Here is a 24621-nt window from a genome sequence, read left to right as displayed (position 1 = left end):
TGTGGCATTGGGTGCGCTGGACGCACCCAATGTGGCGTTCGGTGCGTTGGACGCAACCAACGCCACATTGGGGCGCTTGGGGCCGGTCAGTCCTCCGCCGGGACCTCGCCGGCCTCGGCCGCGCGGACCGCTTCCCGGCTCGCGGCCTCCTCGCTCAGCCCGCGGCGCCAATAGCCCGTGAAGCAGATCGAGCGCTTGTCCACCTCGCGCTCCCGGACCAGGTGCCGCCGCACCAGCTTCACCACGCCCGCCTCGCCGGACACCCACGCGTACGGCGACCCGCCGGGGAACGCCGCGCCGCGCACCGCGTCCAGCAACGCTTCGCCCAGCGGGCGCGCGCCGCGCAGGATCCAGTGGACCTCGACCGCGCCCAGGGTGTCGAACGCCTGCCGGTCCGCTCGGTCCGCCAGCTCGACGTACACCGAAGCCCGCGTGCCCGGGGGCAGCCGCTCGACGATCGCGCCGATCGCGGGCAGGGCCGTCTCGTCGCCCACCAGCAGCTGCCAGTCGGCGGCGGGCGGGGGCGCGTACAGGCCGTACGGGCCCATGAACGCGACCCGGTCGCCCGGCCGGACCCGGGACGCCCACGCCGACGCCGGGCCCTCGTCGCCGTGCAGGACGAAGTCGACGTCGACCTCCGCCGCTTCCGGCCGGACCGCGCGGGCCGTGTACGTGCGCATCGGCGGCCGGACGCCGTCCGGCATCGCCAGGTACGTGCGGTACCACGACATGACGTCGGAAGCCGTCTCCGGCAGCACCGGCTCCTCCTGCCCGGCGAGCGGGAAGAAGAGCTTCACGTACTGGTCCGGCGCCTGTGGCGTCAGCTCGCGGAAGGTTTCCGCGGCGAGCGTCACGCGCACGAGGTGCGGCGACAGCGGCCGGACCACCGTGACCGAAGGCCGGTGGTAGGTCAGGGTGGTGCGCTCCGCCTGCGTCGTCATTAGGCGAGGCTAACCTAAGGATCAGGGGTCAGAACAGCCCTTCCGGACCGGGATCCTCGTCACCTCCCGGCTTCCAGCGGTACTTCCGCAGGTCCACGCGCTGGCCGTCGGCCAGCACGCCTTCCGCGCGCAACCGATCCAGCTGGTCGTGGACCAGGTGCGGCGCCGGGGTGCCGTTCGCGCGCAGGATCCGGTGCCACGGCAGGTCGTGCCCGTCCTCGGCGAGGATGGCGCCCACCATCCGCGGCGAAGGCGCGCCCGCGAGCGCCGCGATGTCTCCGTACGTCGCCACCGTGCCGGCCGGCACCGACTCGATGATCTCCCGCACGCGCTCGTGCAGAACGTCGTCCATACCGACACTCTGCCGTAGGGGTACGACACTTTCCGTCGCCGTCCGCCGCTAAGCCGTGCCGGTGCGACACCCGCTACTCCGGACGTGGTTCCATCGCGGGGTGAACGGGAGGCGAACGGCGCAGGCGGACGCGCGGCTGGTGCGCACGCCGGTCCCCGACGCACCCACGTTCACCTGGGACGAAGGCGCCCGGCGGCTGCTCTCCGCGCCCGGCGGGTTCCGCCGCGTGCTCGGCGGCCCCGGCACCGGCAAGACGGCGCTGCTCGCCTCCGCCGTGACCCGCCGCATCGCCGAGGGCGCGGACCCGGAGAGCGTGCTCGTGCTCACCACGTCCCGCAAGTCCGCGGACGCGCTGCGCGCCGACATCACGCGCCGGCTCACCGCCGACCCCGACCAGGCGCGGCCGCTGCCCCGGACCGTCCGCGAACCGCTCGTGCGCACCGTGCACTCCTACGCCTACTCGCTGCTGCGGCTGGAAGCGATGGCCGGCGAGCTCCCGCCGCCGCGGCTGCTCGCGGGCGCCGAGCAGGACGTCGTCGTGCGCGAACTGCTGGCCGGCGACCTCGACGAGGAAGCCGAGTACTGGCCGGAGCCGCTGCGGCCGGCCCTGATCGTCCCCGGCTTCGCCGAAGAGCTGCGCGACCTGCTGATGCGCGCGGCCGAACGCGGGCTCGGCCCGGAGGACCTCGCCGAGCTCGGCCGCCGCCGCGGCCGCGACGAATGGATCGCCGCCGGGCAGTTCTGGGCGCAGTACGAAGAAGTCACGCAGCTGCAGGGCGCGGGCGGCAACGCGCTCGGCGTGGCGAGCGCGCCCGCGCTGGACGCCGCCGAGCTGGTCACCTCCGCGCTGCTCGCCCTCGAGGACGACGACGAGCTGCGCGAACGTGAACGCACCCGCGTGCGGTACCTGTTCGTCGACGACGCCCACCACCTCGATCCGCTGCAGACCAGCCTGGTCCGGGTGATCGGGCACGCCGCGGCCGAGTTCGTCGTGGCCGGCGACCCCGACCAGAACGTGTTCTCCTTCCGCGGCGCGGACGCGAGCCTGTTCGCCGACGCCGACCCGGACGGCAGCCGGACCGTCACGCTCACGACGTCGCACCGGCTGGCCCCGGCCGTCCGCCTGGCGGTGGCGAAGATCGGCGCGACCCTGCCGGGCGCCTCGGCGCACCGCAAGATCGTCCCGCCGAAGGGCGCCACCGGCGGGCACGTGCGCGTCCGCGTGATGCCGACGCCCGCCGCCGAGGCGAGCTGGATCGCCGACCAGCTGCGCCGTGCGCACCTCGTCGACGGCGTGCCGTGGTCGGAGATCGCGGTGCTCGTCCGGTCGCCGGCGCGGACTTTCCTGGTGCTGCAACGAGCTTTGCGTGCCGCCGGCGTCCCGATCGGCTCGGCGACGGAGGAGCTGCCGCTGGCGAAGCAGCCCGCGGTGCGGCCGCTGCTGGCCGTGCTGAAGCTGGCGCCCTCGCCCGAACTCCTCGATGTCGATCTCGCGGAAATGCTGCTGTCGTCGGCGCTCGGCGGCGCGGACCCGCTGGCCCTGCGGCGGGTGCGGCGCGGGCTGCGCCGGCTCGAACTGGCCGGTGGCGGGCAGCGCTCGAGCGACGAGCTGCTCGTGGAAGCGTTGCGCGGCGGGGACATCCTCGCCGGGCTGGCCGACGCCGAGGCCGAGCCGGTGCGGCGCGTCGGCGGGCTGCTGCGCGTCACGCACCAGGCCGTGGCCCGCGGCGACGGCGTCGAGCAGGTGCTGTGGCAGCTGTGGAACGAAAGCGGGCTGCAGGACAAGCTGCTGCGGCAGGCCGAACGCGGCGGTTCGCTGGCCGCGCAGGCCGATCGGGACCTCGACGCCGTGGTCGCGTTGTTCGACGCCGCCGGGCGGTACGTCGACCGGCTCCCACGCGCGAGTGTCGCGTCCTTCGCGGATTACCTGGGCGCACAACGGATCGCGGGTGACACGCTGGCCCCGGCGGCCGTGCCCGGCGACGGCGTCTCACTGCTCACCGCGCACGCGGCCGCCGGTCGCGAGTGGACGGTCGTCGCCGTCGCCGGCGTCCAGGAAGGCGCGTGGCCGGACCTGCGGCTGCGGGGATCCGTGCTGGGCGTGGAACGGCTGAAGGACCTGATGGCCGGGGTCGACGACGACGCCGTGTCCCAGACCGCGCCGATCCTCGCCGAAGAGCGGCGCCTGTTCTACCTCGCGATGAGCCGCGCGAAGCAGACGTTGCTGGTCACCGCGGTTTCGGGCGAGGACGAGCAGCCGTCGCGCTTCCTCGACGACCTCGAAGAGAACGGCGCCGACGACGGCGGGCTCGACTCGCGGATGAAGCCGCCGGGCCGGTCGCTGGTGCTGGCCGAGCTGGTGGGGGAGCTGCGTGAGGTCGTCTGCGACGACAAGGCGGAGCCGGCACGCCGTCGCCGTGCGGCGAAGCAGCTCGCCCGGCTGGCCGACGCGAAGGTGCCGGGCGCGCACCCGTCGACGTGGTACGGCCTGCTCCCGGCGTCGAGCGACGAGCCGGTGCACCCGCCGGGCGACCTGATCCGGATCTCACCATCCACAGTGGAAATCCTGACGAAGTGCCCGCTGCGCTGGATGATCGAGCGGCACGGCGGCAGCGACCCGGCGCAGCTGGCGGCGGTGACGGGGACGCTGGTGCACGGGCTGGCGGAGGCGGTCTCGTCCGGCCGCACCGAGGCCGAGCTGCAGGCCGCGCTGGACGAAGCCTGGGTGCGCGTCGATGCCGGGGCGCCGTGGTTTTCGCGGCGGGAACGGCGGCGCGTCGAGCAGATGCTGCAGAACTTCGTGACGTGGCTGGAGCGCAGCCGGGCGGAGCTGAAAGAAGCCGGGGTCGAGCAGGACATCGAGGTGGAGCTGCCGGCAGGTGGCGAAGACGAGGTCCGGGTGCTGCTGCGCGGGCGCGTCGACCGGGTGGAGCTGGACGCCGACGGGCGGCCGGTGATCGTCGACATCAAGACGGGGAAGGTGCCCGTCTCCGGCGCGGACGCCGAGGCGCACCCGCAGCTGGCGGCGTACCAGCTGGCCGTGCTGCTGGGCGCGATCAAGGGCAGCAACGAACCCGGCGGCGCGAAGCTGGTGTACGTCGCCAAGGCGAACAACAAGACGGGGGCCACCGAACGCTCCCAGCCGCCGATGGACGACGTCGGCGGCAAGCAGTGGCTGGAGCTGGTCCGCGACGCCGCGGCGTCGGCCGCCGGGCCGGACTACCAGGCGCAGGAGAATCCGGACTGCGACCGCTGCCCGGCCCGCGGCTGCTGCCCCCTGCGTCCCGAAGGCAGGCAGGTGCCAGGCCCGTGACGCCGCACGACCTCGTGAGTGAAAAGTCGGGTTCTAACCCTACTTTCCACTCACGACCGGTGGGGGTGGGGAAGTGAGTCCGCTTGTCGTCGCCAACCCCGTCGAGCCCGCGGAGCTCGCGGACGCGCTCGGGCTGCACCGGCCCACGCCCGAGCAGGCCACCGTCATCGCCGCGCCCGTCGAACCGTCCCTTGTGGTCGCCGGGGCCGGGGCGGGGAAGACCGAAACCATGGCCGCGCGGGTGGTCTGGCTCGTCGCCAACGGGATCGTCAGCCCCGATCGCGTGCTCGGCCTCACCTTCACCCGCAAGGCCGCCCGCCAGCTCGGGGAACGCGTCCGCGCGAGGCTGCGCCGCCTCGCCGGGTCCGGGCTGCTCGACCGCCTCGACCCCACCGGCGGTCTGCGGTCCACTGTGGTCGCCGGGGAACCGACCGTCCTCACCTACCACGCCTACGCCGGGCGCATGCTCTCGGAGCACGGCCTCCGGCTGCCGGTGCAACCCGGCGTCCGGCTGCTTTCCGAGACGTCGTCGTGGCAGATCGCGCACCGGGTCGTGTCCACTTGGGACAACGAGCTCGACACCGACCGCGTCCCGCCGACCGTCACCGCCGACGTCCTGCAGCTCGCCGGCGAACTCGGCGAGCACCTGATCTCCACCGAGCAGCTCGCCGAGTACACCCAATGGCTGTGCCGGGTCATCGAAAACGCGCCGCGCGCCAAGGGACAGCGGGCCGCGCTGCCGCAGAAGCTCACGGAAATCATGGCGGCACAGCACTTCCGGCTCGCGCTGCTGCCGCTCGTCGAGGAGTACCACCGGCGCAAGCGCAACGAAGGCGCGCTCGACTTCGCCGACCAGATGTCGCTGGCCGCGCAGCTGGCGAGCGGGTACCCGTCGGTCGTGCGCGGCGAGCGGGAGCGCTACGGCGCCGTGCTGCTCGACGAGTACCAGGACACCGGGCACGCCCAGCGCGTCCTGCTGCGCGCGCTGTTCGGCGGCGTCGAGAACCCGCCGATGCCGGTGACCGCCGTCGGCGACCCGGCGCAGGCCATCTACGGCTGGCGCGGCGCCAGCGCCGCCAACCTGCCCCGGTTCACCACGGACTTCCCGCGCTTCGACGGCGAACGCCTCGTCCCCGCGCACGAATTCGGGCTGCTCACCAGCTTCCGCAACCCGCCGGAGATCCTCGACCTCGCCAACGCGATCGCCGAACCGCTGCGCGCCCGCGGTCTCGGCGTCGAACGGCTGCGGGCGCGGGACGGCGCCGGGCCGGCGGACATCGCGTGCGCGCTGCTGCCGGACATCCGCGCCGAACGCGAGTGGGTCGCCGACGCGCTGTCCCGCCGCTGGTACGCCCACCAGGAGGCGACCGGCAAGCCGCCGACCGCCGCGGTCCTCGTGCGGCGCCGCGCCGACATGGCCCCGATCGCCGCGGAACTGCGGGCGCGCGGGCTGCCCGTCGAGGTCGTCGGGCTCGGCGGGCTGCTCGACGAGCCCGAGGTCGCCGACCTCGTTTCGACGTTGAAGGTGCTGGCCGACCCGCTGTCGGGCAGCGCGGCGGCCCGGCTCCTGACCGGTGCGCGCTGGCGCCTCGCGGCCGCCGACGTCGCCGCGTTGTGGCGGCGCGCGGGCGAGCTGTCCAGCCCGGAGAAGTCCGACACCCCGGAGCTGGTCGTCGAGCGCGTCGAGCAGGCCGGGCTGATCGACGCCATCGACGAACCCGGCGCGGCGGAACGGTATTCGGCGGAGGGCTACCGGCGCATCCGGCGGATCGGCTGGGAGCTGGCCGCGCTCCGGCGACGGCTCGACCAGTCGCTGCCGGAACTCGTCGCCGACGTCGAGCGCACGATGCTGCTGGACGTGGAGTCGCTGGCGCGCCCCGGATCCGCGGGCCGCGCGCACCTGGACGCGTTCGCCGAAGTCGTCACCGACTACGCCGAAACGGCGCCGACCGCGACCCTGTTGTCCTTTGTGGACTACCTGAACACCGCCGCGCACGCCGAAGACGGGCTCACCCCCGGCGAGGTCGAGGTCGTCCCGGACCGGGTGCAGGTGCTCACCGTCCACTCGTCGAAGGGCCTGGAGTGGGAGGTCGTCGCCGTCCCGCACCTGGTGCACGAGGTGTTCCCCGGACGGCGGCGGTCGTCGTCGTGGCTGCGGACCGCGACCTCGCTGCCCGCGGTGCTGCGCGGGGACGCCGAAGACCTGCCGGAACTGCGCATCGCCGACGGCTACGACCGCAAGGAAGTCCAAGAAGGACTGGAACTGCACGAAGCCGGGTTCGTCGAGCGGGAGCAGTCGGAGGAGCGGCGGCTCTGCTACGTGGCGCTGACGCGGTCCGAGCACGCGCTGATCGTCTCCGGGCACTGGTGGAACGAAAGCAGCAGCCGCGCGAAGGGACCGTCGGAGTTCCTGACCGAGATCGCCGATGTGCTGCGCGAAACCGGCGTCGGGCAGCTGGCCGACTGGGCGCCGGAACCGGGGGCGGACGACGAAAACCCGCTGGTGTCGGACTCGCGGAAGGGCCGCTGGCCGGTCGACCCGCTGGCCGACCGCCGCACCGGCGTGCAGACCGGGGTCGAGCTGGTCTCAGAGGCGATGGCAGCCCCGGATCCCGAGGAGGAAGAAGACGACGACCCCGACGGCTGGCTGACCGACACCGACGTCCTGCTGGAGGAGTGGGCGCGCAAGGACGACCACGTCAAGCGGGTCCCGCTGCCGTCGCGGCTCACGGTGAGCCAGCTGGTCACGCTGGCCGACGACAGCGCCCGGCTCGCGAGCGACCTGCGCCGGCCGCTGCCGATGGAGCCCAACAGCTTCGCCCGCCGGGGCACGGAGTTCCACGGCTGGCTGGAGCGCCGCTTCGGGGGCGACCAGCTCATCGAAATCGACGACCTCCCCGGCGCGGCCGACTTCGACGAGGCCCCGGACGCGGACTTCGAGGAGCTGCGAGAGGCGTTCGAGGAAAGCGAGTGGGCGGAGCGGGTCCCGGAGGCGGTGGAGGTCTCGTTCTCGGCGGACGTCGAGGGCATCACCCTGCGCGGCCGGATGGACGCGGTGTTCTGGCACCCGGACGGCTACTGGGAGGTCGTGGACTGGAAGACGGGCTCGGTCCCGGCCGAGTCACGGCTCCCGGCACTGTCGGTCCAGCTGGCGGCCTACCGGATGGCGTGGGCGGCGCTGAAGAACGTGCCGGTGGAGCAGGTCCGCGCGGCGTTCCACTACGTGCGGGCGAACCGCACGATCCGCCCGGCGGACCTGCTGGACGCGGAAGGTCTCCGCCGGCTGCTGCGGGACCTCCCGGAGGCGTGACCTTCAGGCGCGGTCGCGGACCTTCAACGCCCACGCGATCAGCGGCCACTGCAGCGGCAGCCGGCCCCACGCGATCGCCCGCTGCGGCACCGGCGCGGTCCGTGCGTCCACCGCCATCTTGACGTTCCCCGGGAACACCCCCAAGAACAGCAGCGCCGCCGCCAGGCCGCCCAGGCGGCGGGTGCGCGGGGCCGCCACCGCGGCCGCGACCGCCAGCTCCGCCACCCCCGAGCCGTACGTCCACGCGCGGCGGGAACCCGGCAGCGAGCGTGGGATCAAGCCATCGAACGGCTTGGGCACGGCGAAGTGCAGGACGCCCATGAAGCCCAGCGCCCCCGCCAGGAGGTGCGCGGGCCGTTGCGAAGTAGCCATGGGCTCATCGTTCCACGCGGCGGCCCGCCACCCGGTTGGGCTATCCTCCGGGCGTGAGTGACGCTCGACACCAGCCGCTGGGAGCCGGTGCATGAAGGCCCTGAGGCGGTTGCCGCTGGGCAGTCTCACCGATCGGCCGGACCACGAGCTCGTCGGCGTCCTGCGGATGCCCGAGCTGACGGTCAGCCCGCTGCGGTCCATCGTGAAGCGGATCATCGGCGCGACGCTCGCGCTGCTGGCCACCGTGATCATCGTCTACGTCGACCGCGACGGGTACCGCGACGCGAACGGCGACGGGCTGTCCCTGCTGGACAGCCTGTACTACGCCACCGTCTCGCTCTCGACCACCGGTTACGGCGACATCGCGCCGGCCACGTCGTCCGCCCGGCTGGTGAACGTCCTGGTGATCACCCCGTTGCGGGTGCTCTTCCTCATCGTCCTGGTCGGGACCACCCTGGAAGTGCTCACCGAGCGCTCCCGCCAGGCGTTCAAGATCCAGAAGTGGAGGACGAAGGTGCGCGACCACACGGTCGTCGTCGGGTTCGGCACCAAGGGCCGGTCCGCCGTCAACGCGCTGCTCGGCGACGAGAACGCCGAGCCCGGCCAGATCGTCGTCGTCGACACCGACCAGCAGGCCCTCGACGCGGCGAGCGCGCTGGGCCTGGTCGCCGTGCACGGCTCGGCCACCCGCTCCGACGTCCTCCGCGTCGCCGCCGTCCAGCACGCGCGCGCGGTCGTCGTCGCCCCGAACCGGGACGACACCGCTGTGCTCGTCACGCTCACCGCCCGCGAGCTGGCGCCCAAGGCGCACATCGTGGCGTCGGTGCGGGAGGCGGAGAACGTCCACCTGCTCAAGCAGTCGGGCGCCAACCAGGTCGTCGTCTCCAGCGAGACGGCGGGCCGGCTGCTCGGCATGGCGACGTCGACGCCGCTGGTCGTCGACATCATGGAGGACCTGCTCACGCCCGAATCGGGTCTGGCGATCGCCGAGCGCGCGGTCGAGCCGTCCGAGGCGGGCGGGTCGCCGCGGCACCTGCCCGACCTGGTCCTCGGCCTGGTCCGCGACGGCGTCCTCTACCGCGTCGACGCCCCGCAGGCCGACGCCATCGAGCCCGGCGACAAGCTCCTGTACGTCAAGAAGGTCACGCAGGCGGAGAAGATCGAGCAGCGGTGAGGCCGCCTGGGTTTCGGCCGCGGTTTCTGGAACCATGGCCGGGTGCCCCCGCGATCCCTCGCCCTCAAGTGGCCCACGGTGGCGATCCCGGCCGCGGCGGGTGTGCTCGTCGTGCTGCTCGCCTGGCTGGCCGGGCCCGGGCTGCTGGGCATCACCAACGCCGACCTCGGCGCGCCGGTGCAGGCCGAGGTCGTCAAGCCCGCGGCGTGCGACAAGCCGGACGCGGTCGAGACGGTCAAGTTCACCATCGCGGGCAAGACGCACGAGGGCACGCTGAACGGCTGCGGGCACGGCCAGGGCGAGCGCGTCGAGGTCGGCGTGCCGGAGGTGCTGCCGGAGCAGGGCGCGGTCACCGTGCACGCCGCCGACACCTCGGTCGGCGCGTCGGACGCGCGGCGGCCGCTCGGGCTGGCGCTGCTGGTGTTCGCCTGCTTCTCCGGCGGGATGTTCGTCTACCTCTGGCTGAGCATCCCGCTGCGGCCCAAACCCGCTAGCTGACCTCGGACGACGGCGCCGCGAAGGTGTTGCAGTCGGCGATCCGGTTGCTCGTCGCGCCCGCCCGCCACCAGGCCGCGTAGTGCGCGTTCGTGCCGTGGTCGTGGCTGCGGGAGGTGTTGTCGCCGCGGGTCTCCTGGTCGTTCCAGGCCTTGTTGTACATGTCGCGGCTGATCGTGCCGCCCTGGTCGACGTGCGCGCCGAGGAACATGCCGGAGAAGCACTGGGCCTGCAGTTCCTTGCGGCGCGACATCTCCAGCCCGGCGGGGCTGTTCTGGCCCGCCTCGTAGATCTTCTGCCAGGCCGCGTCCATCAGGCCCGCGACTTCCTGCACGTGGTGGCCGTACTCGTGGGCGAACAGGGCCAGGTACACGCCGGGGTTGTTGCCGTACTGGTCGGTCTGCAGCCCGCGGAACGGGACGTACAGGTTGTTTTCGCAGTAGTACGCGGCGGTCGCGATGCCGACCTGGATGGTGCCGCACTCGGTCTCGAAGCTCGCGCCGGTCGGGAAGTGCAACGCCGGCGGCGTGAACGGCAGGTGGTAGGCCTCGAGGAAGGGGCCCCACGCCGCGTCGAGGCACTTGCTGGCCGCGGTGAAGAACGCCTCCGCGCCGGCCTGCGTGCTCTGCCAGGTCGGGAGCGTGCAGACGCGGTTCTGGAGACCGGCGTTCGGGTCCTGCAGGATCGGGTGGTCGGCCAGCTTGAGGACCTTCTGCGGGCCGGTCGCGCTGGGCGACGGGGTTTCCGACGACGGGGCCGAAGCCGACGCCGGGGCACCCGCGCCGCCGGGCGGCAGCGGAGCCGGGCTGTCCTGCGACGACGGTGCGTCACGGAAGTTGGGGTTGGCCAGCGGCGTTTCGGTGCGGTTGAGCGCGACGATCGCGACCAGCCCGAGCACCAGCACGGCCACCGCGCCCAGGGACACGCCGATCACCGCCGCCGGCGAACGGCGCTTCGGTGCGGCCACGGTGTGCGGCTGGCCGAGCCACGGGAGATCCGGTTGCGCACCCGGCACCGGCGGCGGCTGAACGGTTCCGCGAGGCGGTACCTGGCCGTGGGGCGGTTGCGTCACTAGGCAGTCCCGAAGGGTCTCGGTACGGACCGGGGGTACCCGATCCCGCCATTCAGCATATCGGGGGAATGGGCCGTCTCGCACCCGTCCGTGCGCGTGGTGTCACGGCGACCGGACGTCACCCCAGGTCTGGCCGGGTGCAACGGGCTCTGAGAGAGTGTCCGCAAGCAGGTACTGCAGGCGAGGGGCTTCGATGACAGACACCGGTGGCGCGTCCGGCGGAGAGGGCGCCGACACGCCGACACCGAGCCAGGGCGTGCCCGCGGCTCCTGCCCCCGGATCGGGTGAGCCGAAGGCGTCGGGAGATCACCCGGCGTCACCGGCCACGCCGCCGCGGGGCTGGCAGGCGCCGGACACCCCGGCCGCCCCGCCCACGCCGCCGCCGGGCTGGCAGCAGCAGGCACCGGGCTGGCAGCCGCCGGCACCGCAGTACGCGCCGCAGCCGCGCTGGAACCCGCACGGACTGGGCAAGCCGGGTGTGATCGCGCTCCGGCCGCTGAACATCGGCGACATCCTCGACGGCGCGATCACCACGCTCCGCCGCCACGCGCTGCTCGTCCTCGGCATCGGCGCGGTGGTCGCGGTGATCAGCGCCGCGCTGACCTTCGCCGCGCAGAAGTTCCTGTACGCCGACCTCGAGAGCCTGGCCACGACGGCCGAGCTCGGGCCGGGCGCGACCGAAGAAGAACTGCGCAACGCCCTCTTCGGCACGTTCGGGGACCTCCTCATCGTGGCGCTGCCGGCGTCGCTCATCTCCACGCTGCTCATGACGATCACCACCGGCCTGATGGCCGCGGTGGTGGGCCGGGCCGCGCTGGGCCGCGAGGTCACCTTCGGCATCGCGTGGCGCGAGGTGCAGCCGCGGCTGCTGCCCCTGCTGGGCGTGGCTTTCGTCTACGCGCTGGTCACCACGGTCGGCCTGATGCTGTGCATCATCCCTGGCGTGCTCGCCTGGGTGTTCTGGGCGCTGGCGTCCCCGGCGCTGGTGCTCGAACGCGGCACGTTCCGGGAGGCGTTCGCCCGGTCGGTCAAGCTGGTGAGCGGCGCGTTCTGGCGCGTGCTCGGCGTGCTCCTCGTGGCGCGGATCATCCAGTCGTTCTTCGAGAACATCATCCAGCTGCCGTTCACCATCGGCACCGGCGTGTTCGACGGGTTCCTCAACCCGGGCAAGGTGTCCGTGCCCGGTACCGGCGAGCTGCTGCTGCAGTCGGCGGGGCAGATCGTCTCCGGCACCATCGCGATCCCGTTCGTCGCGCTGGTCACCGCGATCGTCTACCTCGACCAGCGGATGCGCCGCGAAGGCATGGACATCGAGCTGGCGCGCGCGGCCGGGGTCCAGCCCCCGCAGGCGTGGTGACGCTGTTCTTGACTGACGTCCCGGTCGACATAGACCGGGACTCGGCCCGCCGCGCCGCCGCGGAGGAGCTTTCGGACCCGAAGTACCGCGACGCGCAGCCGGGTTTCCTGGAGCAGGTCGGGCAGTGGCTCGGCGAGCAGCTGGACAAGCTGCTGCGGGGGATGTCGTCGGTGGTCCCGGGCGGGCCCTTCGGGCTGCTGCTGGTCCTGGTGCTGCTGATCGTGCTCGTCGTCGTGGTCCGGCTGCGCACCGGCAAGGTCGCTCGCACGGCCCGCGCCGACCGGGTCGTTTTCGGCGGAGAGCGGAAGAACGCCGCCGACTACCGCCGCTCGGCCGCCGAAGCCGCCGCGGCCGGCCGGTACGACGACGCCGTGCGCGACCGCTTCCGCGCCGTCGTGCGGGCGCTGGAGGAGCGCGCGCTGCTCGACACGCGCTCCGGCCGGACGGCGGACGAAGCCGCCGCCGAAGCCGGTGTCCTGCTGCCCAACGTGGCCGACGCGCTGAGGACAGGCGCGCGGCTCTTCGACGACGTCCACTACGGCGGCCGCGAAGGCACCGAAGCGGCGTACCGCACGCTGACCGAGCTGGACGAGCAATGCCGCCGCGAGCGGCCGGTCGCCGTATGAGCACCGCCGACGTACTCCCTCCCGCGGAGGCGGCATGAGCACAGCGGTCTCGCCGGACTTGCGCCGGATCTGGCGCGGTGCGCGGATCCCGCTCGCGCTCGTCGCGCTGATCTTCGGCGCGGGCGCTCTGCTCCTGCTCGGCCGCGGGGAGCAGACCCACGGCGCCCTCGAACCCGGCTCGTACGAACCCGGCGGCGCCCACGCGCTCGCGAAGCTCCTGCGCGACCAGGGCGTCGACCTCCGGACCGCGCACACGATGGCCGAAGCGGACGACGCCGTCGGCCAGAACGCGACGCTGCTCGTCACCCAGCCCGACCTGGTGCCGGCGAAGCGGCTCGACGCGATGAGGCGGGGCTCCGCCGACGTCGTGCTGGTGGCGCCGGGCGCGGTGACGCTGCACGACTCGCTGCCGCTGGTGCGCCGGGAAAGCGACAACGACGTCGGCACGCTGAGCCCGCAGTGCACGGTCGCCGCGGCCGTCGCGGCGGGCGACGTCACGCTCGGCGGGACCGGGTACGCGGCGCCGGGCGCGCGGTCCTGCTACCCCGGCGAAGACGGCGGTGGCACGCTGCTGCAGCTCGCCGACGCGGGCGGCACGACGACGCTGCTCGGCTCGGCGGCGCCGCTGACCAACTCGCGGCTCGCCGACCAGGGCAACGCGGCGCTCGCGCTGCGCCTGCTCGGGGCGCACCCGCGGCTGGTCTGGTACCTGCCGTCGGTGTCGGACCCGGGGCTGGACGACACCCGCAAGTCGATCTTCGACCTGATCCCGGCCGGCTGGTACTACGGCGCCGCGCAGGCCGGGATCGCCGTCGTGCTGCTGGCGTTGTGGCGGGCGCGGCGGCTGGGCCCGGTGGTCACCGAGCCGCTGCCGATCGTCGTCCGCGCGGCCGAAACCGCCGAGGGGCGCGCCCGGCTGTACCGGCGGGCGAAGGCCGCGGACCACGCGGGTGAGACGCTGCGGAAGGCGGCGCGGACCCGGCTGCGGACCGCGCTGGGCCTGCCGCGCGACGCCGACCCGGCGGCGCTGGTGGCCTCGGTGAGCGAGCGCACCGGCCGCGCCGCGAACGACGTCGGGGCGGTGCTCTACGGCCCGCCGGTGACCGGCGACGCCGAGCTGGTCCGGCTGGCGGGCGAACTGGACAGGGTGGAACGAGAGGCAGGGCGAACTTGACCAGCGAGAACGCGACCGGGGCCCGTGACGCGCTGATCGCGCTGCGCGCCGAGGTCGGCAAGGCCGTCGTCGGCAACGACGCCGCCGTCACCGGCCTGATCCTGGCGCTGCTGTGCCGCGGGCACGTGCTGCTCGAAGGCGTCCCCGGCGTGGCGAAGACGCTGCTCGTGCGTGCGCTGGCCGCGGCGCTGGACCTGGAGACCAAGCGGGTGCAGTTCACGCCGGACCTGATGCCCGGCGACGTCACCGGCTCGATCGTCTACGACGCCCACAGCGGCGAGTTCTCCTTCCGCGAGGGGCCGGTGTTCACGAACCTGCTGCTCGCCGACGAGATCAACCGGACGCCGCCGAAGACGCAGTCGTCGCTGCTGGAGGCGATGGAGGAGCGGCAGGTCTCGCTGGACGGCAAGACGCGGCCGCTGCCCGACCCGTTCATCGTGATCGCCACGCAGAACCCGGTGGAGTACGAGGGCACCTACCCGCTGCCGGAGGCGCAGCTGGACCGGTTCCTGCTGAAGCTGACCATGCCGGCGCCCTCACGCGAGGACGAGATCGGCATCCTCTGGCGCCACGCGCAGGGTTTCGACCCGCGCAACCTCGCGGCGGCGGGCCTCAAGGCGGTCGCGGGCGCGGTGGAGCTGGCGGCCGCGCGCGAAGCCGTCGCCCGCGTCACCGTCGGCCCCGAGGTGATCGGCTACGTCGTCGACCTGTGCCGGGCGACGCGGTCGCTGCCGTCGGTGCGGATCGGCGTTTCTCCCCGTGGTGCCACGGCGTTGCTGGCGGTCACCCGGGCCTGGGCGTGGCTCGCCGGGCGCGACTACGCCACCCCCGACGACGTCAAGGCGCTGGCACGGCCCGCGTTGCGGCACCGCCTCGACGTCCGGCCGGAAGCCGAGCTCGAAGGCGTCACCGCGGACGGCGTGCTGGACCGCGTGCTCGCGTCCGTGCCCGTGCCGCGCTGACATGGCCGTCACCGGGAGGCTCGGGCTGCTGGCGCTGTTCGGCGCGCTGGTGGTCGGGCTGCTGGCGCCGTCGGACGCCGGGCTGCTGGCGGTCGGTGGGGTGCTGCTGGTGCTGGTCGTCGTCGACCTGGTGCTGGCGGGCAGCGTGCGGGCGCTGACGTTTTCGCGCTCCGGCGACACTTCGGTCCGGCTCGGCGAGCCGTGCGAGGTGACGCTGCTGGTCGGCAATCCCGGCGGGCGGACCGTGCGGGGACCGCTGCGCGACGCGTGGCCCCCTTCGGCGGGCGCGTCCGATCGGCACGTCTTGCGCGTCCCCGCTGGGGAGCGGCGGGCGCTGGTGACTTCGTTGCGGCCGTCGCGCCGCGGTGACCGGACGGCGGCGCGGGTGACGGTCCGGTCGGTGGGGCCGCTGGGGCTGGCCGCGCGGCAGGGTTCGCACGAGGTGCCGTGGACCGTCCGGGTGCTGCCGCCGTTCCACAGCCGCAAGCACCTGCCGTCGCGGCTGGCGCGGCTGCAGCAGCTCGACGGCCGCAACGCGGTGCTGATCCGGGGCCAGGGCACGGAATTCGACTCGCTGCGCGAGTACGTGATCGGCGACGACGTCCGCTCGATCGACTGGCGGGCGACCGCGCGGGCCGCCGACGTCATGGTCCGGACGTGGCGCCCCGAGCGCGACCGGCACCTGGTGCTGGTGCTCGACACGGGCCGCGTTTCGGCCGGCCGGGTGGGCGACGCGCCCCGCCTGGACGCGGCGATGGACGCGGCGCTGCTGCTGGCGGCACTGGCGTCCCGGGCCGGCGACCGCGTCGACCTGCTGGCCTACGACCGGCGGCCGCGGGCGGCGGTGCAGGGTTCGTCGGGGGCCGCGCTGCTGACGTCGCTGGTGAACGCGATGGCGCCGCTGGAGCCGTCGCTGGTCGAGACGGACGCGCGGGGGATGGTCGCGGAGGTGCTCCAGCGGACGCGCCGCCGAGCGCTGGTCGTGCTGCTGACCGGGCTCGACGCGGCGCCGCTGGAGGAGGGCCTGCTCCCGGTGCTGAGCTCGCTGACCGCGCGGCACGAGCTGATCGTGGCCTCGGTGGCGGATCCGAGGGTGGCGGAGATGCTGACCGGCCGCGGCGACGCCGAAGCGGTGTACGACGCGGCGGTGGCGTCGCGCACGCTGGCCGAGCGGCGGCGAGTGACCGAGCGCCTGGGGCGGCACGGGGTGAGCGTGGTGGACGCGGTGCCGGAGGAACTGCCCCCGGCGCTGGCGGACCGCTACCTGGCGTTGAAGGCGGCCGGGCGGCTCTAAAGGGTGGCTGCGGTGGTGAACGTCCGTTCGGCCTGTTAAGCCCGGAGGATGTTCAAGTTCATGGCGGTGGTCTTGGCGATGGCGTCGGCGCCGGTGGTCTCGGACGGCGCCCCGGTGTACTTGGCCGACGGCGGCGGGAAGGTCTCGCTCGCGGTGGTTTCCGGCCAGCCGGTGCTGGCGGACGCGGGGGACGCGGGGGCGGCGTGGACGTACGCTTCGCAGCACTACACGAATGTCTCAAGTGGACAGTGCTTGACCGCGGTCAGCCCGGTCGACGGGGTCGCGGTGAAGCTGGCGGCGTGCGACGCGGCGGACAAGCACCAGGCGTGGCGGCGGATCGCGGGGCTGCCGGGTCTCGTGGAGATCGCGAACGTGGCCACCGCGCGTTGTTTGACGGCGGAGAGCCCTTCGGTGGGGGCGCGGCTGTACCAGGAAGTCTGTTCCCTGACGGGAATCGCCAACACGTGGGCCGCGGGCGGGCGGACGTTGGCGATCCTTTCCGGCAACGGCCAGCGGCTGGCGTCGAAGGACCCCGGCGCACCGTTCGTGGTCCGGGTGATCGGCGAAAACGGCCAGCCGGCGGGTGATGTGCCGGTGACGTTCTTCGTGCGGGCGGCCCGGCCGAAGAGCGCGTTGGTCTTCGAGGGCGGCGGGGAGACGGTGACGGTGAAGACCGGGGCGGACGGGACGGCGTCGAGCCCGAAGGTGGTGCTGACGGAGGTGGGGGAGTTCGAGGCGCGCTTCGTCGGGTCGGCGGGGCTGGAGGACGGTTCGTCGATCGCCTTCGAGGGGTCGTGCCTATGCTGACTCGGGCAGCGCGTCCCCGGCGTCCCTCGCGTCGAGATCGCCCACTTCGCCTTCCTTCGCCGCCCGCCTGCCGAGCGTGAAAACGTAGACCAGGAAAGCCACTTCGACGACCACGCCGATCCCCACCCGGATCCACGTCGGCCACCCCGACGGCGTCACGAACGCCTCGATGATGCCCGTCACCAGCAGCACGCACGCCAGCCCGAGCGCGATCACCACCACCGAACGGCCTTGCTCGGCCAGCGCCGCGCCGCGGGAACGGCGGCCGGGGTCGATCACCGTCCAGCCGAGTTTCAGCCCCGTGCCCGCCGCCACGAAGACCGCCGTCAGCTCCAGCAGGCCGTGGGGGAGCAGGAGGCCGATCATCACGTCGCCGCGGCCGGCCGCGCTCATCGCGCCGATGATCACGCCCGCGTTGAGGGCGTTCAGCCAGAGGCCGCCGATCACCGGGATGCCGAGTGCGATGCCGAGGAACAGGGAGTTCGCCGCCACCAGTGCGTTGTTCGTCCAGACGCGCGCCGCGAACGAGCCCGCCGGGCCGGTCGAGTAGTAGTTCTCCGCCTCGCCGCCGGGCCTGGTCAGCTCGCGCAGCTCGTCCGGGGTGGCCATCGACGCGCGGACGTGCGGGTCGCCCGCCACCCAGACCGCGATCACCGCCATCACCGCGATCGACACCAGCGCCGCCGGGATCCACCAGCGCCGCGACAGGTACACCGCGGCCGGGAAGCGGCGCGTGAAGAACAGCGCCACCTCGCGCCACGCCGGGTTGTGCGACCCCGAGATCGCCGACCGGCCGCGGGCCACCAGCTCGGACAGCCGTCCGATCAGCGCCGGGTCCGGCGCGACCGACCGGACGATCGACAAGTGCGTCGCCGTCCGCTGGTAGAGCGTCACCAGCTCGTCGGCCTCGGCGCCGGTCAGCTTGCCGCCGCGGCGGCTCAGCTCGCCGAGCCGGTTCCACTCCGCCGCGTGCGCCGCGACGAAGACGTCCACATCCACGACGTCACCCTATCCGTCGATACGCTGGGCCGCGTGCACGAGGAATCCGAGCTGGTCACCGGCGAAGCGGTCGTCCTGGACCTGCGCGTCGCCAAGCTCGCCAGCCGCGCGCTGGCGATGGCGCTGGACGTCCTCCTGCAGTTCGCGGTGCTGCTGGCCGCGTTCATCGTGCTCACGCTGACGGTCCCGGGCGAGGACGAAGCCCTCGCGCTGACGCTGATCCTGGTGTGCGTGGTGCTGATCCTGGTCGGCTACCCGGTGCTGTCCGAGACGCTCACGCGCGGCCGCTCCCTCGGCAAGATGGCGGTGGGCCTGCGCGTGGTCCGCGTCGACGGCGGCCCGATCCGCTTCCGGCACGCCCTGGTCCGAGGCCTCGCCGGCTTCGTCGTCGACTTCTGGACGCTCGGCCTGTTCGGCGCGGTCGCGGTGATCGTGTCGCTGTGCTCGTCCGACGGCCGCCGCGTCGGCGACTTCCTGGCCGGCACGCTCGTGATCCGCGAGCGCGTCCCGGAGACGACCGGCCACCCGGCCATCGCGATGCCCCCGGGCCTCGAAGGCTGGGCGTCCCACCTCGACCTGACGCGGCTCCCGGACGACCTCGCGCTGGCGAGCCGCCAGTTCCTGACCCGCTTCGCCCAGCTGCGCCCGGAAGCGGCGCAGGCGCTGGGCTGGGGGCTGGCGCAGCAGGTGGCCGAGGCACTGGGCACGCCGGTGCCGCCCGGGGTGCCGGCGTGGGCGTTCCTGGCGGCGGTGCTGGCGGAGCGGCGCAACCGCGACCACGCCCGAGCGGTCCAGGCGTACACGGCCCGCGTGCAGGCGGCGCGGGGGCAGGGCTACGGGGCGCCGTCCGGGTTCGCACCCGCGCCGGAGCCCCCGACGCCGCCGTCCGGCGACAACCCGTTCACGCCGCCGAGCTAGGGGTTCAAGCTTCTTCGACGACGTAGTCTTCGTCCGGGAAGCCTTCGGGGATGACCGGTGAACTGATTTCCCCGTTGGTCAAGCTCGCCCAGAAGTCCCCGAACCCGCCGTCGAACTCCCACCACTGCGAGCTCTCCTCGACCACGATCGTCCACTCCGACGGCTTTCCCCGGGTCCGCCAGAAGTAGTACCCCAGGTCGGCGTCGAATCCCCACAGCAGCAGGCCGCCGGCCGCCGGGTACATCGACAAGGACATCGCGGGTGGCCCGAACGTCGGCCCGAAGGCCCGCCACGCGTCACGGATCCGCTTGCCGAAGGCGAGCAAGTTCAGCGCGGGGTCGGCGTGGCCGGGGTGCAGGATGGTGATCAGCGAGTCGAAGTACAGCGCCGGGTACTGCTCGGCGTAGGACTTGTAGTCCTCGGGCAGGCCGACGCCGAGCGCGGCTTCGACCTCCGCCCACTCCACCGTCCGGCGCTTCCACAGCTCGTCGCCGAACATCGCGCGGAAATCGGTCATCGCTAGGACACGTCTCCCGAAGCCGCGAGCCACGTGTTGCACTGCTGGTTGCGGTTGGTCGTCGCGCCGTGCTGCCACCAGGACGTGTTGTGCTTGGCGCTGCCGTGGTCGCGCTTGCCGTTGCGGGCGTAGTCGTCGCCGCGGTCCTGGGCGTTCCAGGCCTCGTTGTAGATGTTCTTGTCGACCGAACCGCCGGAGACCGAGGTCGACCCGAGGAACATGCCGGAGAAGCACTGCGCCTCGAGTTCCATGCGCCGCGACAGCTCCAGGCCCGCCGCCGAGTCGGCGCCGGCGTCGTAGCGCTGGTTGCCGTACGCCTCGGAGATGCCGGCCATGTTCTGCACGTGGTGGCCGTATTCGTGGGCCAGGATCGACAGGTACGGGCCGGGGTGGTTGCCCCACACATCGATCTCGATGCGGTCCATCGGCATGTAGATCGTGTTGTTGCTCGGGCAGTAGAACGGCGTGACCCCGGTGGTCGTGCCGCCGCTGCCGCACGGCGTCGACGACTCGGAAAGCGACCGCGGCACCGCCAGGTTCGGCGACTCGAACGGCAGGTCGACGGCGCCGAGCATGCGTGACCACATCGCGTCGAGGCACGTGATGGCCGACTGGAAGAACTTCGTGGCGCTGTTCTGGTCGGTCGCCCAGCGGCTCAGCGAGCACGAGACGTTCTGCAGGCCGTAGTCCGGGCTGCCGAAGAGCGGGTTGTTCCCGGTGGCGACCACCGAGCGCGGGCCGGACGGGGTTTGCGACGTCGGCGTCTCGCGCTCGGAGGTGCGGGTCCTGGTCGTTTCTTCGGTCGTCGAGGAAGACGTGGTTTCGGTGGTTTCGGTGGTCTCTTCGGTGCTGGTCGGGTAGGTGCTCGAATACCCGGCATCGGCGACGTGCCGCGAGTTCCCGCCGATCAGCGCGACGGCGGCGACGAGCCCCCCGGCGACGGCGACGATGGCGAAGATCGCCACCGCGACGATCACCCCGGTGTTGGACTTCTTGGCGGGGTAGGGCCCGAAGCGCGTGCCGTAGGGAGCGTAGGGCGGCGGCGCGACGTACCCACCGGGCACGAAGGCGGCCGGCGCGGCGGCGGGTGGCGGCAGCGGGCTCCGGGCGGGTGGCGGTGCGGGGTAGCCGAAGGGCGGGACGGGGTTGGGGCCGGTCGGCGGTCCGTAGGGCGCGGTGCCCTGCGGCGGACGACCCGGGCCTTGCGGCGGCTGCGGGTATCGCGGCGGCACGGGGTACTGCGGCTGACCTGGGCCTTGCGGCGGGTGGCCCGGTGCGCCGGCCGGCCGCTGCCCGGTCGAGCCGGGACCTTGCGGGCCAGGGTGCTGCGGTTGCCCAGGCACGCCACCGGGGCCCGGCTGCCCGGGCACGCCACCCGGTCTCCCCGGCGGCAACGGACGCGCGGCCGGCGGCGGCAACGGGCGGGCCCCCGGCGGCGGGCGCCGCGGATCGTGCGGACCGGGACCGTGTGGACCGGGACCCTGCGGGCCGTGCGTCATCGAGTGGAACCCCCCAAGACTTTTCCCCGTCGGAAGCGGCGTACCTGCGGTGATCTCGCCGTTCCGGGCGTCAGCATAGATCGAGTGCTCTAGGGTGTGGTGCTGTGTCGATGAAATGGGGGGCCACGGCCGCGCTGGTCGTCGTGGCCGGGGTGCTCGGGGCCGGGACCGCGGCCGCGCAGAACGCCGGGCCCAGCCTGCCGAACCTGCCGAGTGACCTGGTGCCGAAGCCCCAGCAGCTCACCGGCGGGGAGAACCTCCAGCCCCCGGACGGCCCGATCGCCGACGTCGCCCTCAAAGTCCTCCGCGACGGCTCCCTTTCCGTCACCGAAAAGGTCACCGTCCCCGGCGGGAAGCAGCTCACTTCCCGCGTCCCGCTGCGGGTCCCCGCCGGCGACGACCAGGACCGCGTCTACGCCGTCCGCGACGTCAAGACCGAAGGCGCCGCCACCAGCCAGCTCACCGGTGACCAGCTGGTGCTCACCTTCGCCGGCGGCGCCGGCACCGTCACCTACCTGGTCGACGGCGCGATCGCCGACCAGGGCGGCCGCCAGCAGGCCCGGTGGCAGGTCGCCAGCGGCTTCGACACCCCGCTGACCAAGCTCACCGCGTCCTTCCTCGCGCCCTCGCCGGAACTGTCCCCCGTGGACTGCTTCGCCGGCCCCGTCGGCTCGAGCCAGCGCTGCACCCTCGCCGAACTCGACCACACAGGGGTCGTGCGCCTCGAACAGAACGACGTCCGGCCCGGTGACCGCGTCGACCTGCTCGTCGGGCTGCCCGCGAACACCGCGCCCGCGACCGCGAAGTTCGCCGAGATCGGCCTGCTCGCCAACGCCTTCGCGCTCACGCCGCTGACGGGCGTCGTCTTCGCCGTCCTGCTCGTCCTCCTCGTCGCCGCCGGGATCCTGGTGTGGCGGCGACGCAAGCAGGACGCCGGCGCGCTGCGGGTCGCCACCGGCCCGGTCGAGGTCCTCCTGCGCGACGGCGACCGCGTCTTCTTCGCCAGTCCGGACGGCGTGCTGCCCGGGCAGGTCGGCACGGTCGTCGACGAGACCGTCGACGTCGTCGACATCAGCGCCACCGTCGTCGACCTCGCCGTCCGCAACTACCTCTGGCTGGCGGAAGTCCCCGGGAACGACTGGCAGATCTCCCGCCGCAACCCGCCGGACGAGCACCTCCACGAGTTCGAGCGCGCCGTCTGCGAAACCCTCCTGCCCGAAGGCACCGACACCGTGCTGGTGTCGCAGCTGCGCGCCCGCGGCGGGCTCGACCTGCGCCGGATCAGCGACGCGATGTACGCCGACGTCGTCACCAAGCGCTGGTTCTCCCGCCGCCCCGGCACCGCGCGCGGACGGCTGACCTGGCTCGGGGCCGGGATCTTCGCGCTCGGGCTCGTCGCCACCGCGGTCCTCACGTTCACCGTCGGGGACGCGCTGCTCGGCGTCGCCGTCGCGCTGGCGGGCCTCGGCGTCGTCGCGGCGGCCGCGCTGCTGCCGACCCGCACCGCGCGCGGCCGCGCTCTGGCCGGCCAGGTCCGCGGCCTGCTCGACTACCTGCACACCGCCAAGGCCGAGGACATCCCGCCCGCCGACCGCGAGCTGGTCTTCTCCCGCTCGCTGCCGTACGCCGTGGTCCTCGGCGACACCGAACGCTGGCTCGGCGCGTTCGCCGGGCTGAACCCGGCGGCGGACGGCTCGGCCGGGCTGTACTGGTACGGCGGCATGGAATCCGACCCCGACCTGCGGCGGTTCGGCACGCACTTCCCGTCGTTCCTGACCGCGCTCGACGGGCTGCTCACCGCGTCCGGCCGCACCGCGCGCTGACCGTGCTCGCCGCGGCCGCGCTCGCGCTCTTCCTCACCGCGGCACCGCTCGAGCAGCCGCCGCTGCCCACCCTGCCGCAGAGCGCCGAGATCCAGCTCAAGCTCGAGCGCGACGGCTCGCTGTCGGTCGCGGAAGCGATCTCGGTGCCCAACGGCGTCACGATGGACCGCCGGGTCGCGTTGCGCGTCGCCGCGCCCCACCACAGGGACCGCCTCTACCAGGTCCGCGACGTCGTCCTCGAAGGCAGTGGGACGGCGAACGTGGCCGAGGACGCCTTCACCGTCCACCTCACCTCCGGCACCTCGATCCTCCGGTACACAGTGGACGGTGCGGTGGCCGGCGACCGGGTCACCTGGGAGCTGGCCGGCGGCTGGAGCACCGAGCTGAAGTTCCTCCGCGCCTCCTTCGCCGCGCCGAAGATCCCGGTCGCGGTCGACTGCCTCGCCGGCCCGCCGGACTCCGACTTCCCGTGCGGCGCCGCGCAGATCGACCACGCCGGGCTGACCCGGTTCAGCCAGCAGAACCTGGCCGCGGGGCAGCGCATGACGACGACCGTCGAGCTGCCCGTGGGGACCGTGCCCGCCAACGCCGTCGTGGTGCCGGCCGAGACGATCGCGGGCGCGTTCGTGCTCACCGCCCCGGTCGGCTGGGCCTGGGCCGGCTTCGGCGCGCTCCTGCTCCTGACGGCCGCCCTGGTCTGGCGCGCCCGGCACTTTCACGTGAAAGTGCGGCCCCCAGGTGCGCACTTTCACGTGAAAGTGACGGAGGGGGGCGAGTTCGCGTCGCCGGAAGGGGTGCTGCCGGGGCACGCCGGCCTCCTGCTGCACGGGCGCCCGGGGCCCGCCGACCTGGCCGCGACCGTGCTCGACCTCGCCGTCCGCAACTACCTGTGGGTGAGCGCCGGGGACGGTGACTGGCGGCTGACCCGCCGCAACCCGCCCGACGAGCACCTGACGGCCTTCGAACGTGCGGTGTTCGCGGCGGCCGAGGACACCGGGGCGGTCGCCGAGCTGCGCCGCCGGCACGTCGACGTCGACGACGCCCTGCACGCCGACGCCGTCCGCCGCGGCTGGGTCGTCCGCGAGCCCCGCCGGCTCGGCCGGGCGGGGATCCGGGTCGTCTTCTACGGCCTGTTCCTCACCGTGCTGCTCGCGCTCACCGTCGGCTACGCCCAGCTCGGCGTGATCCTGGCGCTGGCCGGGGTCGCCGCCGTCGTGACGTCGGCCGCGCTGCCCGCGCGGCGGCGGGCGGGCACCGACGTGGCCCGGCGCCTTCGCGGCGTCGCCGCCCAGCTGGCGTCGGCCAAGCCCGAGGACCTGACGAAGCCGCAGCGCGAGCTCGTCTTCTCGCGAGGGCTCCCGTACGCGTCAGCTCTGGGCGAACTGGCGCCGTGGGTCGCCGCCTTCGCCGCACTCCCGCACCCGCCGCGGGTGTACTGGCACGCCGGCGAAATCGGCCCTGACCAGGCCGGATCCTTCGCGGCGGCGCTCGCGGGCGCGTTCGCCGGCGCCCGCCGCGCCCACCTCGTCGACGTCGCGGGCGGGAAACCGGGTGAGAACCCGGTTTCCCACTCCCGAGGCCGGACGCCGGAACCCGCTCCGCCGTCGTAGGGTGGG

20 protein-coding genes are annotated in these 24621 nt (G+C 73.6%); 13 read left to right on the top strand and 7 right to left on the bottom strand.

The window, feature by feature from the left end; translation table 11 throughout:
* Positions 1-86 precede the first annotated feature (86 nt).
* Together SD460_RS00470 and SD460_RS00465 are read right to left on the bottom strand one after the other, a co-directional pair.
* Positions 87-941, bottom strand: a complete 855-nt coding sequence (locus SD460_RS00470) for a siderophore-interacting protein (RefSeq protein ID WP_318305788.1) — start codon at positions 939-941, stop codon at positions 87-89.
* A 28-nt stretch (positions 942-969) separates the two neighbouring features.
* Complete coding sequence (locus SD460_RS00465; RefSeq protein ID WP_318305786.1) at positions 970-1293, bottom strand: MGMT family protein; 324 nt, start codon at positions 1291-1293, stop codon at positions 970-972.
* Positions 1294-1432: 139 nt separating this feature from the next.
* Between SD460_RS00465 and SD460_RS00460 the strand changes: the two genes are divergently transcribed.
* Both SD460_RS00460 and SD460_RS00455 read left to right on the top strand, forming a co-directional pair.
* Positions 1433-4606, top strand: a complete 3174-nt coding sequence (locus tag SD460_RS00460) for an ATP-dependent helicase (protein ID WP_318306531.1) — start codon at positions 1433-1435, stop codon at positions 4604-4606.
* 73 nt (positions 4607-4679) lie between these two features.
* Complete coding sequence (locus SD460_RS00455; protein WP_318305784.1) at positions 4680-7916, top strand: ATP-dependent helicase; 3237 nt, start codon at positions 4680-4682, stop codon at positions 7914-7916.
* 3 nt (positions 7917-7919) lie between these two features.
* Here SD460_RS00455 and SD460_RS00450 read toward each other — a convergent pair whose 3' ends face one another.
* Positions 7920-8288, bottom strand: a complete 369-nt coding sequence (locus SD460_RS00450; RefSeq protein WP_290053872.1) for a DoxX family protein — start codon at positions 8286-8288, stop codon at positions 7920-7922.
* A gap of 91 nt (positions 8289-8379) precedes the next feature.
* Between SD460_RS00450 and SD460_RS00445 the strand changes: the two genes are divergently transcribed.
* Together SD460_RS00445 and SD460_RS00440 are read left to right on the top strand one after the other, a co-directional pair.
* Positions 8380-9462 (top strand): potassium channel family protein, encoded by a 1083-nt coding sequence (locus SD460_RS00445; protein ID WP_290053874.1) that lies wholly within the window; start codon positions 8380-8382, stop codon positions 9460-9462.
* 78 nt (positions 9463-9540) lie between these two features.
* Complete coding sequence (locus SD460_RS00440; protein WP_290053898.1) at positions 9541-9960, top strand: hypothetical protein; 420 nt, start codon at positions 9541-9543, stop codon at positions 9958-9960.
* On the opposite strand, the gene SD460_RS00435 is transcribed toward SD460_RS00440, so the two are convergent.
* The gene (locus SD460_RS00435; RefSeq protein ID WP_438860581.1) at positions 9953-10972 is read right to left on the bottom strand and encodes a neutral zinc metallopeptidase; all 1020 of its coding nucleotides are present in this window, start codon (positions 10970-10972) and stop codon (positions 9953-9955) included. The genes SD460_RS00440 and SD460_RS00435 overlap by 8 nt on opposite strands.
* Before the next feature lie 250 nt (positions 10973-11222).
* On the opposite strand from SD460_RS00435, the gene SD460_RS00430 reads away from it, so the two are divergent.
* Genes SD460_RS00430 through SD460_RS00405 form a run of 6 tightly spaced genes read left to right on the top strand, consistent with a single transcriptional unit; the run spans position 11223 to position 17249 of the window.
* Positions 11223-12386, top strand: a complete 1164-nt coding sequence (locus SD460_RS00430) for a hypothetical protein (RefSeq protein WP_290053876.1) — start codon at positions 11223-11225, stop codon at positions 12384-12386.
* The gene (locus SD460_RS00425; protein WP_290053877.1) at positions 12380-13012 is read left to right on the top strand and encodes a DUF4129 domain-containing protein; all 633 of its coding nucleotides are present in this window, start codon (positions 12380-12382) and stop codon (positions 13010-13012) included. The genes SD460_RS00430 and SD460_RS00425 overlap by 7 nt, the downstream gene beginning before the upstream one ends.
* A 34-nt stretch (positions 13013-13046) precedes the next feature.
* Positions 13047-14186 carry a DUF4350 domain-containing protein gene (locus tag SD460_RS00420; RefSeq protein ID WP_318305779.1) on the top strand — a complete coding sequence of 380 codons (1140 nt, stop codon included), beginning with the start codon at positions 13047-13049 and terminating at the stop codon, positions 14184-14186.
* The gene (locus tag SD460_RS00415) at positions 14183-15148 is read left to right on the top strand and encodes an AAA family ATPase (protein WP_290053879.1); all 966 of its coding nucleotides are present in this window, start codon (positions 14183-14185) and stop codon (positions 15146-15148) included. The genes SD460_RS00420 and SD460_RS00415 overlap by 4 nt, the downstream gene beginning before the upstream one ends.
* 1 nt (position 15149) lies before the next feature.
* Positions 15150-16442 carry a DUF58 domain-containing protein gene (locus tag SD460_RS00410; RefSeq protein ID WP_290053881.1) on the top strand — a complete coding sequence of 431 codons (1293 nt, stop codon included), beginning with the start codon at positions 15150-15152 and terminating at the stop codon, positions 16440-16442.
* A 60-nt stretch (positions 16443-16502) separates the two neighbouring features.
* Positions 16503-17249: a hypothetical protein gene (locus SD460_RS00405; protein ID WP_318305777.1), complete on the top strand. Its 747-nt coding sequence runs from the start codon at positions 16503-16505 to the stop codon at positions 17247-17249.
* Here the strand turns inward: SD460_RS00405 and SD460_RS00400 are convergent.
* The gene (locus SD460_RS00400; protein WP_290053885.1) at positions 17241-18248 is read right to left on the bottom strand and encodes a stage II sporulation protein M; all 1008 of its coding nucleotides are present in this window, start codon (positions 18246-18248) and stop codon (positions 17241-17243) included. The genes SD460_RS00405 and SD460_RS00400 overlap by 9 nt on opposite strands.
* Positions 18249-18281: 33 nt before the next feature.
* Here SD460_RS00400 and SD460_RS00395 point away from each other — a divergent pair, with 33 nt between their 5' ends.
* Positions 18282-19166 (top strand): RDD family protein, encoded by an 885-nt coding sequence (locus SD460_RS00395; protein WP_290053899.1) that lies wholly within the window; start codon positions 18282-18284, stop codon positions 19164-19166.
* Positions 19167-19170: 4 nt separating this feature from the next.
* Here SD460_RS00395 and SD460_RS00390 read toward each other — a convergent pair whose 3' ends face one another.
* Both SD460_RS00390 and SD460_RS00385 read right to left on the bottom strand, forming a co-directional pair.
* Positions 19171-19683, bottom strand: a complete 513-nt coding sequence (locus tag SD460_RS00390; protein WP_290053887.1) for an SMI1/KNR4 family protein — start codon at positions 19681-19683, stop codon at positions 19171-19173.
* A gap of 2 nt (positions 19684-19685) precedes the next feature.
* Entirely contained in the window at positions 19686-20915 is a 1230-nt protein-coding gene (locus tag SD460_RS00385; RefSeq protein ID WP_290053889.1) for a neutral zinc metallopeptidase, read from the bottom strand.
* Between the two features lie 377 nt (positions 20916-21292).
* Here SD460_RS00385 and SD460_RS00380 point away from each other — a divergent pair, with 377 nt between their 5' ends.
* Together SD460_RS00380 and SD460_RS00375 are read left to right on the top strand one after the other, a co-directional pair.
* The gene (locus SD460_RS00380; protein ID WP_318305772.1) at positions 21293-23005 is read left to right on the top strand and encodes a DUF2207 family protein; all 1713 of its coding nucleotides are present in this window, start codon (positions 21293-21295) and stop codon (positions 23003-23005) included.
* A 2-nt stretch (positions 23006-23007) separates the two neighbouring features.
* Positions 23008-24615: a DUF2207 family protein gene (locus SD460_RS00375; protein ID WP_318305771.1), complete on the top strand. Its 1608-nt coding sequence runs from the start codon at positions 23008-23010 to the stop codon at positions 24613-24615.
* Positions 24616-24621: the final 6 nt, after the last annotated feature.

The sequence above is a fragment of the Amycolatopsis solani genome (genome assembly GCF_033441515.1).
Classification (GTDB): Bacteria; Actinomycetota; Actinomycetes; order Mycobacteriales; family Pseudonocardiaceae; genus Amycolatopsis; species Amycolatopsis solani.
The sequence above is the reverse complement of the archived record's forward strand: the minus strand, read 5'-3'. Positions and strand labels throughout refer to the sequence as shown.

What these genes read in the sequence shown, in the direction of transcription:
- SD460_RS00470 (WP_318305788.1), bottom strand. Translation starts at nt 941, where the DNA reads ATGACGACGCAGGCGGAGCGCACCACCCTGACCTACCACCGGCCTTCG.
- SD460_RS00465 (WP_318305786.1), bottom strand. Translation starts at nt 1,293, where the DNA reads ATGGACGACGTTCTGCACGAGCGCGTGCGGGAGATCATCGAGTCGGTG.
- SD460_RS00450 (WP_290053872.1), bottom strand. Translation starts at nt 8,288, where the DNA reads ATGGCTACTTCGCAACGGCCCGCGCACCTCCTGGCGGGGGCGCTGGGC.
- SD460_RS00445 (WP_290053874.1), top strand. Translation starts at nt 8,380, where the DNA reads ATGAAGGCCCTGAGGCGGTTGCCGCTGGGCAGTCTCACCGATCGGCCG.
- SD460_RS00430 (WP_290053876.1), top strand. Translation starts at nt 11,223, where the DNA reads ATGACAGACACCGGTGGCGCGTCCGGCGGAGAGGGCGCCGACACGCCG.
- SD460_RS00420 (WP_318305779.1), top strand. Translation starts at nt 13,047, where the DNA reads ATGAGCACAGCGGTCTCGCCGGACTTGCGCCGGATCTGGCGCGGTGCG.
- SD460_RS00410 (WP_290053881.1), top strand. Translation starts at nt 15,150, where the DNA reads ATGGCCGTCACCGGGAGGCTCGGGCTGCTGGCGCTGTTCGGCGCGCTG.
- SD460_RS00405 (WP_318305777.1), top strand. Translation starts at nt 16,503, where the DNA reads ATGGCGGTGGTCTTGGCGATGGCGTCGGCGCCGGTGGTCTCGGACGGC.
- SD460_RS00390 (WP_290053887.1), bottom strand. Translation starts at nt 19,683, where the DNA reads ATGACCGATTTCCGCGCGATGTTCGGCGACGAGCTGTGGAAGCGCCGG.
- SD460_RS00380 (WP_318305772.1), top strand. Translation starts at nt 21,293, where the DNA reads ATGAAATGGGGGGCCACGGCCGCGCTGGTCGTCGTGGCCGGGGTGCTC.